The organism is Azospirillum sp. UENF 211521, from assembly GCF_058780535.1.
Genome location: NZ_JBSNCF010000003.1, coordinates 724,057 through 737,043, shown reverse-complemented (window position 1 = coordinate 737,043; position 12,987 = coordinate 724,057). Strand labels below are relative to the sequence as shown.

General features: G+C 68.6%; 10 protein-coding genes. 7 read left to right on the top strand and 3 right to left on the bottom strand.

Features of this window, described 5'->3' with window-relative positions; genetic code table 11:
- Positions 1 to 144: 144 nt before the first annotated feature.
- Positions 145 to 333: a hypothetical protein gene (locus ACWPN5_RS27990; RefSeq protein WP_492298649.1), complete on the top strand. Its 189-nt coding sequence runs from the start codon at positions 145 to 147 to the stop codon at positions 331 to 333.
- Between the two features lie 52 nt (positions 334 to 385).
- Here the strand turns inward: ACWPN5_RS27990 and putA are convergent, their stop codons facing one another.
- Both putA and proC read right to left on the bottom strand, forming a co-directional pair.
- The gene (gene putA, locus ACWPN5_RS27985) at positions 386 to 4,093 is read right to left on the bottom strand and encodes a trifunctional transcriptional regulator/proline dehydrogenase/L-glutamate gamma-semialdehyde dehydrogenase (protein WP_492298647.1); all 3,708 of its coding nucleotides are present in this window, start codon (positions 4,091 to 4,093) and stop codon (positions 386 to 388) included.
- 91 nt (positions 4,094 to 4,184) lie between these two features.
- The gene (gene proC, locus ACWPN5_RS27980; protein ID WP_492298645.1) at positions 4,185 to 5,069 is read right to left on the bottom strand and encodes a pyrroline-5-carboxylate reductase; all 885 of its coding nucleotides are present in this window, start codon (positions 5,067 to 5,069) and stop codon (positions 4,185 to 4,187) included.
- 167 nt (positions 5,070 to 5,236) lie between these two features.
- Between proC and ACWPN5_RS27975 the strand changes: the two genes are divergently transcribed.
- Positions 5,237 to 5,698: an Lrp/AsnC ligand binding domain-containing protein gene (locus ACWPN5_RS27975; RefSeq protein WP_200476928.1), complete on the top strand. Its 462-nt coding sequence runs from the start codon at positions 5,237 to 5,239 to the stop codon at positions 5,696 to 5,698.
- A 24-nt stretch (positions 5,699 to 5,722) separates the two neighbouring features.
- Here the strand turns inward: ACWPN5_RS27975 and ACWPN5_RS27970 are convergent, their stop codons facing one another.
- Positions 5,723 to 5,869: a hypothetical protein gene (locus tag ACWPN5_RS27970; protein ID WP_014242013.1), complete on the bottom strand. Its 147-nt coding sequence runs from the start codon at positions 5,867 to 5,869 to the stop codon at positions 5,723 to 5,725.
- A 432-nt stretch (positions 5,870 to 6,301) separates the two neighbouring features.
- Between ACWPN5_RS27970 and ACWPN5_RS27965 the strand changes: the two genes are divergently transcribed.
- The 5 genes from ACWPN5_RS27965 (at position 6,302) to ACWPN5_RS27945 (ending at position 12,973) form a co-directional block, all read left to right on the top strand.
- On the top strand, positions 6,302 to 8,464 hold the full coding sequence (locus tag ACWPN5_RS27965) for a carbohydrate-binding domain-containing protein (protein ID WP_492298643.1): 2,163 nt from the start codon (positions 6,302 to 6,304) through the stop codon (positions 8,462 to 8,464).
- An 843-nt stretch (positions 8,465 to 9,307) separates the two neighbouring features.
- Positions 9,308 to 10,189, top strand: coding sequence for a glycosyltransferase (locus ACWPN5_RS27960; RefSeq protein WP_145674114.1), 882 nt, complete (start codon positions 9,308 to 9,310; stop codon positions 10,187 to 10,189).
- Positions 10,190 to 10,223: 34 nt separating this feature from the next.
- Positions 10,224 to 11,264, top strand: coding sequence for a polysaccharide deacetylase family protein (locus ACWPN5_RS27955; RefSeq protein ID WP_145682055.1), 1,041 nt, complete (start codon positions 10,224 to 10,226; stop codon positions 11,262 to 11,264).
- Positions 11,265 to 11,541: 277 nt separating this feature from the next.
- Entirely contained in the window at positions 11,542 to 11,742 is a 201-nt protein-coding gene (locus ACWPN5_RS27950; protein WP_145682054.1) for a hypothetical protein, read from the top strand.
- Positions 11,743 to 11,761: 19 nt separating this feature from the next.
- On the top strand, positions 11,762 to 12,973 hold the full coding sequence (locus ACWPN5_RS27945) for a right-handed parallel beta-helix repeat-containing protein (RefSeq protein WP_145682053.1): 1,212 nt from the start codon (positions 11,762 to 11,764) through the stop codon (positions 12,971 to 12,973).
- The last annotated feature ends 14 nt before the right edge of the window (positions 12,974 to 12,987 follow it).

Genomic DNA, 12,987 nt, shown 5'->3' with positions numbered 1-12,987 from the left:
ACTATCCGCAGATAGAACATTCCGGTCATTGACACACCCGCTGTCCCGTCCGATGGCTGCGGCCCCGCGCGAGAATCGATGCCGGCGCGACGAATGAGCCGCGCGCCGGTTATCGAAAGGGCATTGCCAAAGGAGAATACCCGGATGACCACCGCAACGTTCCGGATCATCCGCCACGCCGACGGGTCGGTTTTCTTCGAAGACCGGACGATCACACTCGCGGAGGCGCAGATCCTCATCAACGACGCCATCGCACGTGGCGATCTGGAGGTCGGGTCCTTCCTGCGGATCGACGGCGAAGAGCTGGTGGTCGAACGGGAGATTGCGGGATAGGCGGCGCACCGCCCGAACCGCAACCTCACGTCCGAAGCCGTCAGCTCCCAGGTCAGCTCATCGCGACGAGGCTGGCGTTGCCGCCGGCCGCCGCGGTGTTGACGCTGACCGACCGCTCGTTGAGCAGCAGGTCAAGGTCGTAGCCCTCGCCCCGCCCCGCCGCCAGCGCCTCGGCCGTCGCCGCCTGCACCAGGAGGATCGGGCCGGGCAGCTCCGCGACGCGCCGGTTGACGGCGGTCACACGCTCGCGGTCGCCCTCCACCAGAACCGCGGCGAGCGGCCCCACGTCGCGCCAATCGGCCGTGGTCCGCACCTTGGCAGCCAGCGCCGGGGGCAGACCGCGCAGCAGCTCGGCCAAGTCCGGCGGAGCGTCCACCGCGGCGCTGTTGCCCGTCGCAAGGACCGCGCCGAGTTGGAGCAGCAGGCCCGTCCGCGTCTGCGGCAGCAGCAGGACGCGGCCCCGCCCATGCAGCTCATAGAGGTTGCGCTCGCCCACCGGACCGTTCAGCTCCGCGGCGCCGCCGATGGCGCTGCGCGCCACATAGCCGGCGCAGCGCGACGCCTCCGCCGTGAAGCCCTTGGCGCGCAGCCACTCGCCGTAGGCCAGCCCGGCCGCGCGCGCGGCGTCCGGCCCGCGGAACTCCAGCCAGCCCTTGGGACGACGGCTGAGCAGGCGGGAGAGGTAGAGCGGACCGCCCGCCTTGGGGCCGGTGCCCGACAGGCCGTGGCCGCCGAAGGGCTGCACCCCGACCACCGCGCCGATGGTGTTGCGGTTGACGTAGACGTTGCCCGCGCCGATCCGCCCGGTGACCCGCTCGATGGTCGCGTCGATGCGGGTGTGCAGGCCGAAGGTCAGGCCGTAGCCGGTGGCGTTGATGGAGTCGACCAGCGCGTCCAGATCGTCGCGGTGGAAGCGGACGACGTGCAGGACGGGGCCGAAGACCTCCCGCTCAAGCTCATGGATGCCGGCGATCTCGATCACCGTCGGGGCGACGAAGGTGCCATCCGCCGTGTCGGCGGGCAGCGGCAGGAACTCCACATTGCGGCCCTTGGCGCGCATCGCCTCGATGTGGGCGGCGATGGTGGCGCGAGCCTCCTCGCTGATGACCGGGCCGACATCGACCGCCAGCCGGTCCGGGTTGCCGATGCGCAGCTCCCGCATGGCGCCCTTCAGCATGGCGAGCGTGCGGTCGGCCACGTCCTCCTGCAGGCAGAGAATGCGCAGGGCGGAGCAGCGCTGGCCGGCGCTGTCGAAGGCGGACGCGATCACGTCGCCCACCACCTGCTCGGCCAGGGCGGAGCTGTCCACGATCATGGCGTTCTGGCCGCCGGTCTCGGCGATCAGCGGGATCGGCGCGCCGTCCGGCAGCAGGCGCCCGGCGAGCTGGCGCTGGATCAGCCGCGCCACCTCGGTGGAGCCGGTGAACATCACGCCGCGCACCGCCTCATGCCCGACCAGGGCCGCACCGACCTCCCCAGCACCGGGCAGAAGCTGGAGCACCCCGGCGGGGATGCCCGCCGCGTGCAGGATGCGCACGGCCTCGGCGGCGATCAGCGGAGTTTCCTCGGCCGGCTTCGCCAGCACCGGGTTGCCGGCGGCCAGCGCCGCGGCGATCTGGCCGGAGAAGATGGCCAGCGGGAAGTTCCACGGGCTGATGCAGACCACCGGCCCCAGCGGGCGGTGGGTGGCGTTGTCGAAACGGTCGCGCGCCTGCGCCCCGTAATAACGCAGGAAGTCGATGGCCTCCCGCACCTCGGCGATGGCGTTGGGCAGCGACTTGCCGGCCTCGCGGACGATCAGGCCGAGCAGGATCGGCATCCGCTCCTGCATGGCGTCGGCGGCGCGGAACAGGCTGGCGGCGCGCTCCTCCGGCGGGGTGGCGGCCCAGGCGGACGCCGCCGCGACGGCGTGGCCGAAGGCCTCCGCCACCAGGGCCTCGCTCGCCTCGGTCACCGAGCCGACCACATCGCGGCGGTCGGCCGGGTTGCGCACCGGCTGCGCCGTCCCCGCCCGCTCGCCGTCCGCCAGCAGCGGTGCCGCGGTCCAGGTCATCGCGGCGCTGGCCGACAGGGCGGCGGACAGGCGGGCCAGCTCCGTCTCGTCGGACAGGTCGATGCCGGCGGAATTCGCCCGCTCCGGCGCGTAGAGGTTCCGCGGCAGGGCGATCAGCGCGTGCGGCGCGCCCACCGGGGCGATGGCCTTGGCAACCGCCACCGGGTCGGCGACCAGCTCGTCCACCGGGACCGCCGGGTCGGCGATGCGGTTGACGAAGGAGCTGTTGGCCCCGTTCTCCAGCAGGCGGCGGACCAGATAGGCCAGCAGCGTCTCGTGCGTGCCGACCGGCGCGTAGATGCGGCAGGGCCGCTTCAGCGGACCGACGACCTCCTTGTAGAGCGGCTCGCCCATGCCGTGCAGGCACTGGAACTCGTACTTGCCGACCTGGAAGTCGCTGCCGGCCATCTCGTAGATGGTGGCGAGTGTCTGGGCGTTGTGGGTGGCGAACTGCGGGAACACCGCCTCCGGGGCGGCCAGCAGCTTGCGGGCGCAGGCGACGTAGGAGACGTCGGTGTAGACCTTGCGCGTGTAGACCGGGAAGTCGGGCAGCCCGTCGAGCTGGGCGCGCTTGATCTCGCTGTCCCAATAGGCGCCCTTGACCAGCCGGATCATCAGCCGGTGGCCACTGCGCCGCGCCAGATCGATCAGGAAGTCGATGACGTAGGGGCAGCGCTTGCCGTAGGCCTGGACGACGAAGCCGATGCCGTTCCAGCCCGCCAGATCCGGGTCGAAGCAGAGCGATTCCATGAGGTCGAGCGACAGCTCCAGCCGGTCGGCCTCCTCGGCGTCGATGTTCAGGCCTATGTCGTAGCCCTTGGCGAGCAGCGCCAGCGCCTTCACGCGCAGCAGCAGCTCGTCCATCACCCGGTCGGCCTGGGCGCGGGAATAGCGCGGGTGGATCGCCGACAGCTTGATGGAAATGCCCGGCCCCTCATAGACGCCGCGCCCCGCCGACGCCTTGCCGATGGCGTGGATGGCGTTCACGTAGTCGGCGTAATAGCGCGCGGCGTCCTCCGCCGTCAGCGCCGCCTCGCCCAGCATGTCGTAGGAATAGCGGAAGCCCTCGGCCTCCATCGGCCGGGCGTTGGTCAGCGCCTCCTGGATGGTCTGGCCGGTGACGAACTGCTCGCCCATCATGCGCATGGCGAAATCGACGCCGCGGCGGATCAGCGGCTCGCCGCCGCGCGCGATCAGCCGCGTCAGGGCGGAGGACAGCGCCGGCTCGCCGCCCGCCGAGGTCAGCTTGCCGGTGATCAGCAGGCCCCAGGTGGCGGCGTTGACGAACATCGAGCCGCCCTTGCCGAGATGGGCCTGCCAGTCGCCCCCGGCGATCTTGTCGCGGATCAGCGCGTCGCGCGTGGCGTGGTCGGGGATGCGCAGCAGCGCCTCCGCCAGACACATCAGCGCCATGCCTTCCTGGCTGGACAGGCTGTATTCGTGGATCAGCCCCTCGACGCCGCGGCCCCGCGGCTTGGCGCGCAGGGCGGTGATCAGCTTGCGGGCGGTGGCCGCGGCCGCGGTGACGACGCCGGGCGGCAGCGACGCCTGCTCGAACAGGAAGGGCAGGCAGTCCGGCTCGGGCCGGCGGTAGGCGGCGGTGATCGCGGCGCGCAGCTCGGTCGCCGGACGGATCGGCGGGGCGAAGTCCGCGAAGGGCGCCGCGCCGCCGGGGGCGGCGGTCCGGATGTCAATCGGGTTGGTCATGCTGTTCATCGGTGTCGTCCGCTCGAATCCGCAGGCCGGGGGCGAGCCGGTCCCTGATGGTGAAAAGGGGTGTGCTTCTCAGACTTCTGGGTCAGGCTTTCGGGCCGGTTCCGCCCAGTTCGGCGGCGCGCTGGGCCGCCGCGCGCAGGGTCGCGTTCAACAAACTCTGGAGGTGGTCATCGGCCATCAGCTTGGAAAGGCCGGCCGCCGTGGTCCCGCCGGGGGAGGTCACGCCGGCCCGCAGCTCGGCCGCCGGCTGGCCGGTGGCGCCCATCAGCGCCCCCGCCCCCTCGACCGTGGCGCGGGCCAGCCGTTCCGACACGTCGGCGGGCAGCCCCACCTCCACCCCGGCGCGGGTCAGGCATTCCACGAGGTAGAAGACATAGGCGGGGCCGGAGCCGGACAGCGCCGTGGCGGCGTCGACCAGCGCCTCGTCGGCCAGCCATTCCAGGCTCCCGACCGCGGTCAGCAGGGACTCGGCGCGCGCCTTTCGATCGGCCGGACAGCCCGCCTCGGCGACCGCGACGGTGGCGCCGCGCCCGACCGCCGCCGGCAGGTTCGGCATCGCCCGCACCACGCTGCCCGCCGCCGGGAACAGGCGGCGCAGGTCGGCCAGCGTCTTGCCCGCCATGATCGACAGCACCAGCGTGTGCGGCGCCAGCATCGCCTGCACGCCCGACGCGGCGCTCTCCACCATCTGCGGCTTGACCGCGACCACCAAGGTATCGACTGGGGCGGTATCAACCGCGCCGCCGTCCGCCGGGTTCAGGCGGACGGCGGTCCGTGCGGCCAGTTCGACCAGATCCGGCGCGGGGCTGGGGTCGGCGACCGCAATGGCGGAAGCTGGCACGCCCTGCGCCAGCCAGCCGCGCAGCATGGCGCCGCCCATGCGTCCGGCACCCAGCAGAAGGATCGTCCCGCCGCCCGGCGCCGATCCGGCGCCATCCGCAGCGTTGGGGCCAATGTCGATGGTCACGGTGTCTCTCACCCGATCCAATTCGTCTTTGCAAACCGCAGCGTCCGCTATGTTTTGCTTGTTCCACTGCGGCATCCGCAGACTATCGCGGAGATCGCCGTGCCTCCACGGTTGTTTTTGCCTCAGAAGCGCGATATCAACGGCCAAAGGCGGCATGAGGCGTGAAAATGACGGATCTCGACCGGACCGACCGGCGCATCCTGGCGATCCTGCAGACCGACGGGCGGATTTCCGCCGTGGAACTGGCGGAGCGGGTCGGCCTGTCGGCCACGACCGCCGGCGAGCGGATGCGGCGCTTGCTGAAGGATGGCTATGTCACGGGGTTCGCGGCGCGGCTCGATCCGCACCGGCTGGGCTTCGGGCTGATGGTGTTCGTCGAGGTGCTGCTCGACAAGACGACGCCCGACGTGTTCGACCGCTTCGCCCAGGCCATCCGCCACGCGCCGGAGGTTCTGGAATGCCACATGGTGGCCGGCGGGTTCGACTATCTGGTGAAGACGCGGGTGGCCGACATGGCGGCCTACCGGCGGTTCCTCGGGGATGTGCTGCTGTCGCTGCCCGGCGTCCGGGAGACGCGCACCTACGCGGTGATGGAGGAGGTCAAGAACGACGGCCCCCTCCCCCTCTGACTCCTATTTATATAGAGCGCCCGGTCACGACACCCGCACGGGAGCCACCGGACGGCGCGCCGGAAGAATGACCCGCACCGTGGCGTGCAGCGTGGCCATGCCCAGCACCGACAGCGCGGTCAGGAAGCCGGTCAGCAGAAGCGCCAGCACCAGAAAGACCATCGTCTCCATGTCACCTCTCCTTGCAATGCATGCAGGGAGGCTAAGCCCGGACCGGCTCCGGCGGATTGACCCGGGTCAATGGATGGCCTGATTCCGGAAGCGCCCTCCTTTTTGTCCAACGCCGCGCCATCCCTGGCTGCGCACCGCTCCGTTCAGTCCCGCCGCCGCGACGGGTGGCGAGAGCACTTTTCCCGCCGGTTGCAGCGCCGAACCGGCGCGCCACCAGTGCGGATAGGTCTCACTGTGGCCCAAATACAACGCATTTGAGATTTATTATCCTAAAATCGTCCCATTTAAGGCCACAGCGAAGCCGCTAGTCTTAAGGGGTAAGCCAAAAGGCTAGAGCGCTAACCGAAAGGAAGGGGACGCACCGACCGCGTGCCGGCCCCGCTGGCCACCCAACGCGGTGGCGTCCCACAAGCAAGCAAGAGAGTGCAGACCATGGACGATCTGGGCATCGACCTTCACCACCAGGATCTGACCGACCACACCAACTACGCCGGTGATCTCGGCGCCGACACGGCGCATCTGACCATCAGCGAGACCGCCGTGTCCACCGCCGATACCTTCGCGACGCCGGCCTCCCTCCTCCAGGCGCAGGCCCTGCAGACCGCGCAGCCGCTGGCCCTGGCCGACGCCGTCGCGACCGCCGACCACGCCACGAAGATCGTCATCAACGCGGCCGGCCATGTCGCGGGCGGCATCGCCCCGCACTTCAAGGTGATGGTGGACGGCAAGGTCATCGGCGAAGGCTCCGCCGGCACCGACGCCAAGGACTTCACCTTCAACGCCAACGTCCCGGCGGATCAGGCTCACAAGATCCAGATCCAGTACGACAACGACGGCGTGGCGAACGGTCAGGACCGCAACCTGATCGTCAACAAGATCACCATCAACGGCCACGCGCTCGACGCGACCGACCCGTCGGTCACCTACGACAAGGGCGCGCTGGACGGCAAGGACGTGGTCAAGGGCCAGTCCGGCATGTGGTGGAACGGCACGCTGGTCGTCGCCGCCCCCAAGGAATACTTCCCCGCCGCCACCGCCGAGGCGGTGACGGGCGGCACGAAGATCGTCGTCAACGCCGCCGGCAACGTGGCGGGCGGCGTCTCCCCCCACTTCAAGGTGATGGTGGACGGCAAGGTCATCGGCGAGGGTTCCGCCGGCACCACCGCCAAGGACTACAGCTTCACCGCCGACATCGCGCCCGGTCAGGCCCACAAGGTCCAGATCCAGTACGACAACGACGGCTTCGTGAACGGCCAGGACCGCAACCTGATCGTCAACAAGATCACCATCAACGGCAACGCGGTCAACCCGACCGACGCCTCGGTGACCTACGACAAGGGCGCGCTGGACGGCAAGGACGTGGTCAAGGGCCAGTCCGGCATGTGGTGGAACGGCACGCTGGTCGTCGCCGCCCCCAAGGAGTACTTCCCCTCCTCCACGACGCCGACCACGCCGACCACGCCCACCACCCCCACGACTCCGACCACGCCGACGGCACCGCCCGCCCCGTCGAACCCGAGCGGCGGCACGTCGGATTACCCGGCGACCCCGGCCTCGCAGGTCTTCTACATCGACGCCACGCACGGCAACGACAGCAACTCGGGCAACAACCCGAACCAGGCCTGGAAGTCGCTGGCCAAGGTGAACGCGACCACCTTCGCCGCCGGCTCGCTGGTCCTGTTCGAGCGTGGCGAGACCTGGACGGACAGCCTGCTGGTCTCGACCTCCGGCACCGCCGACAAGCCGATCATCTACGGCGCCTACGGCACCGGCGCCGATCCGATCATCAAGGCCAAGAGCGGGGCCAGCTTCGCGGTCAGCCTGAACAACAAGGACAACGTCACGTTCGACAACCTGACGATGACGGGTTCGAACGACACCGGCCTGCTGCTCAACGGCGGCGCCAACAACGTGAAGGTCACCAACTCCCAGATCATCGACAACCGCGGTTCGGGCGTGGTGATCAGCGGGACCTCCAACAACCTGCGCATCGATCACTCCACGATCGACGGCAACGGCGGCTATGGTCTCGTCCACTACTCCGCCGACAACGCCAACCAGTACTTCACCAACAACATCATCAGCGACAACGGCTGGCGCACCGACGCGGTGTATTCGGGCTGGAACGGCCGCATCCTGAGCGGCGAGATCGCCGGCAACACGATCTTCAACAACGGCAGCGGCGGCGGCGACGGCCGGTCGCACGGCCTGTACCACGACCACAGCCAGGCCAACAGCACGCTGAAGATCCACGACAACGTGATCTACTCGAACCCGCGCGGCGCCGGCATCCTCGCCAAGTCGAGCACCGAGATCTACAACAACACGATCTACGGCAACTCGAACGTCGGCATCTCCCTCGGCCAGAACCAGACCACCAACGTCACCTACAAGATCTACGGCAACGAGATCTACAACAACAACGGTGGCATCCTGGAGCACCTGAAGGGCAGCGGGTCGATCACGCTGAGCCTGTACGACAACACCTTCTACAACAACAACGGCCGCGCGGCGATCAACATCGCCGACAGCATCAAGCAGACGGTGACCAACAACACCATCTCCTCGGTCTCCAAGGCCAACCCGATCATCTGACGATCGGGGGTTTAGCCCCTTCGGCAACGTCCGCGCCCGGCCCCTTGTGGCCGGGCGTTGGCGTTTCCGCCGGTTGCTCATTGCCCATCGGGCTCGTCACAAAACCGAAAAGACCGGCTGGGAAGACCCTCCGCATGCCTTCCACAGCCCCGATCTTCTTGTGCATTGCACAATAAGCCGCCGGACTGCAGAATGATGGACGCAGGAATTCATCCGCGCTTCCTGACGGTTCATGGCGCTCAGCCGTTATTTCTTCAATAGACGCGCGGCATCCCCCACTTTCTCCCAAGTCCACCAAAGTGGCAGACGGCTTTCCCTTTGGGACGCTGCGAAGGGGATATTTAGCTTGCACTTTATGTAGGTTTACCCGCCATCCGCCCTTTGATAGCGTCCACAGACCTATTCCGTGCCTATGCGTGCATCGGCACCGGCTGATACGACGGCCAGGGGTGTCCTAATCCGGGATGCGGACCGGAGGGAGACCCCCACAGAACCGACGAGGAAAGGGACGAGACAGGGCAACAACGGCACTGGAAACGACGACAAGGACAGGACGGCGGGCGCCGCAAAGGCGCCGGACCGACGGTCACCGGGAAGGAACGCCGAAACCGCTAGCGCGCGCGTGCCGCGAAAGCGGGGCACAGGGCGGCACGCACACGCCTCCATTCCCAGGCCGCGGTGTCCGTGGTCATGGCCACCGGGTGTTGCCCTTCGCGGGGCGGCGCCCGGTGGCCGGACCGCCGCATGCCGTCCGCGTCGCCACGACAAGAGGGGTGGAGACCAGGTATGAATCACGTGAGCGGACCGAGGGACGGTCGGGACACTCAATCGATCAGCGTGCTTATGGCCACCTACGCCGGCGAGAAGGCGGACAACCTTCAGGCCGCGCTGGAGAGCGTCTATACCCAGACGCTCCTCCCGCGCGAATGCGTGCTGGTGGTCGACGGACGGATCGGAGAGGAACAGGAAAAGGTCATCGCCCGCTATCAGGCGTCCAACGCCTGCCGGCTTGTGGTGGTGCGGCGGCGCAACCAGGGGGGCTTGGCCCGCGCGCTGAACGACGGCCTGCAATATTGCACGGGCTATCTGGTGGCCCGCATGGACAGCGACGACATCTGCCTGCCCCACCGCTTCGAGACGCAGGCGCGCGCCTTCGCCGAGCAGGGGTCGCTGGACGCGTCCTTCTCCTGGCACGCGGAGTTCGAACAGGACCCCGGCGCCATCACCTGCGTGAAGCGCAGCCCGGAGACGCACGAGGAGATCAGCCAGGGCATGAAGTGGCACTGCGTGCTGTCGCACCCCACCATGATGGTGCGGCGGCGGGCGCTGACGGCCATCGGCGGCTACCGCTCCTGCTTCGGCAATCTGGAGGACTACGACCTCTATGTCCGCCTGCTCCAGGCCGGGGCGCGGATGGAGACGGTGCAGGAGGCGCTTCTCCTTTTCCGCACCAGCATGGCCCAGCGCGTGCGCCGCGGCGGGTTGCGCTACGCCGTCAACGAATGGGCTTTCCGGGTCTGGTGCTGGCGGTCGGGTTTCCTGACCAACTCGGAATTCCTGGCGACGGCCTCGCTTCAGATCGGCTTCCGGCTGACACCGCCGGGCCTGAAGAGGATGCTGTACCGCCTGGTCCGCACGCCGACCGAGGCGCAGGCCATGGCCCAGATCCACACCGCCATGATGCAGCCCAAGCGCCTCGCCCCCGATGGGGCGGACGCCCTCTGACCCTCGCCCTCTGACCCTCTGCGGGAGGACATGAATGAGCGTTGCCGACGTGATTTCCGGTGGTGGGCTGGGCCGGCGGCTCCGGTGGATGGACGCGCTGCGCAACCCGCTGGGGACCGCCTGCCATCACGCCTACGGCAGCCCGGTGCTGGCCGTCGTCTACCACGCCGTCTGCGACACGGTGCCGGACCATCTGAAGCACATCTACCGCCCCCGCACGCCCAAGGAGTTCACGGAGGACCTTGATTTCCTCCTGAAGCACTTCGAGCCGACGGACCTGCCCACGGTCACCGGATCGGCCATGGGTGGGCCGGAGATCCGCCGCCCGTCGCTGCTGGTCACCTTCGACGACGGCATGCGCGAGGTGGCGGAGGTCGCGATGCCCATCCTGCGCCGCAAGGGCATCCGGCCGGCGCTGTATCTCAACCTCAACTTCCTCGACAACGGGACGCTCTTCTACCGGCACAAGGCCAGCCTTCTGGCGGAGCGGCTGAGTCGGCTGGCCGAGGCCGATCCCCGCCGCGCGGTCTGCGCCGCCATCCTGGCGCGGGCGGGCGCCGTCGCCGCCGATCCGGCCGCAGGCGTCATGACGGTGAGCTGGCACAAGCGCGCCGTGCTGGACGAGATCGCCACCGTCCTGGAGTTCGACACCGCCGGATTCCTGGCGACGCAGAAGCCCTACCTGACCCGCGACGAGATCACGGACCTGATGGCGGAGGGCGTGTCGATCGGCGCCCACGGTTTCGACCACCCCAACCACCGCCTGCTGACGCCGGAGCAGCGCAAGGAGGAGGTGACGGGCAGCGTGGCCGGCATCCGGGCGCTGTTCGGCCCCGGCTGCGGCTCCTTCGCCTTCCCCTATTCGGACGAAGGGCTGCACGACTCGTTGTTCGGGGAGCTGTACGGCGAGGGCGTCGACCTCACCTTCGGCACCTCCTGGCCGCGCCGCGGCGGTCCGCAGCGGCGCATCCAGCGCATCTGCTTCGAGAACGGCCCGGCCGCCGCGAAACAGCAGCTGGTCAAGCGCCTGCTGCGTGGCGGCGCCGGCAACATCAAGCGCGCCTTGGCCGGTTAGGCGGTCAGGCCTATCAATGGCTCCCTCCCCCACCGCGGGGGAGGGAGTTCTTGCCGTTTTCATATGCATTACGGGCGATCACCACTCGGCGATTCCAAAGAGAAGTTCTATTCCTCCCTTTGGAATGCCCCGTTATCGTACCCTGATCGCTTAAGCGTGATCCCTTTTCATTTCCCTTTATTTGTCCGCGACGTAACACAAAATACCGTAATAGGGACACGCTGCGGTTTCAGTCGCCGGTTCCCCCGCTTAAACGGCCCCCCGCGAGGAGATCGCCATGATCGAGCAAGCCACGCCGGCCAGCCCGAACCTGCTGAGTGGGGTTGCGGACGTCCTTCCAGCGGACGCCACGCCGACGACGGAGCGCGCCTCGCCCCCGATGCTCGATCTTTCTCGGGCCGGCTGGGCCCTGCTGTGCACCGGCTGCGCGCTGGCGGCCTGGGGCCTTGCCTACGCGCTGTTCCGCGTCGCCGTGTAAGACCGCGCGAGCCGGAACCATGGATTATCTGCCCCCTCCTCCCCCCGCCATCGAGCGTCCCGCCCAGCCGTCGCTGCTCGTCAGCGCGCGCCGGAACGCTGAGGATGCGCCGGTCTTTTACGTCGACGCCACGGACGGCGACGACCGCCGGTCGGGCCGCGGCCCGAAGGAGGCGTGGAAGTCGCTGGACAAGGTAAACGCCACGACCTTTCCGCCGGGAAGCCGTGTGCTGTTCGAGCGTGGGGAGAGCTGGCGTGGCAGCCTTATGGCTTCCTCCTCCGGCACGACCGACCGGCCGATCACCTACGGCGCCTATGGCAAGGGCGACGCTCCGGTGATCGACGCGCGGGGCGCCTCCGTCGCGGTCAGCCTGAACGGGCGGACCAACGTCGCTTTCGACGGGCTGGCGATCACCGGCGCGGCCGACACCGGCCTGCTGCTCGGACCACGGGCGCGCAACGTGTCGGTGACGAACGTGACCGTCGCGGGCAACGGCGGCTCCGGAATCGTCGTACAAGGCACGTCGGATGGGCTGCGGGTCGACGGGTCGGCCATCACCGGCAACGGCGCCTACGGGATCGTGCATTACGCCGCGGACAACACCGACCAGATCATCACGCGCAACACCATCGCCGACAACGGCTGGCGCAAGGACGGCGGCGTCTATTCGGGCTGGAACGGGCGCATCCGGACCGGCGAGATCGCCCACAACCGGGTCTTCAACAACGGCATCAACGGCGGCGAGGGCCGCTCCCACGGCCTCTACCACGACCAGGGGCAGGCCGGCAGCGCGCTGAAGATTCACGACAACCTGATCCACGACAACCCGCGCGGCGCCGGCATCCTGGCGAAGTCCAGCACCGAGATCTACCGCAACGTCATCTTCCGCAACGCCGACGCCGGCATCTCGCTCGGCCAGAACCGCGGGATCGACGTGACGTACCGGGTCTACGACAACGAGTTCTACGACAACAACGGCGGCGTCCTGCAGCACCAGAAGGGCAACGGCTCGATCACGCTGGAGTTGCGCGACAACGTCTTCCACCGCAACGGCAAGCGGGCCGCCATCATCATCGCCGACAGCATCGATAAGGCCGTCACCGGCAACCGGGTCAGCAACGACGCCAAGGCCGAAAACAAGGCCGAATCCCGGAGCGGGACGACCGCGATTCAACAGCCAGGAGGAACCGTGCAGGAAGCGTCCGGAATGCGGCCGGAATCCGTGCGCTGACCTTGGCCCCGACG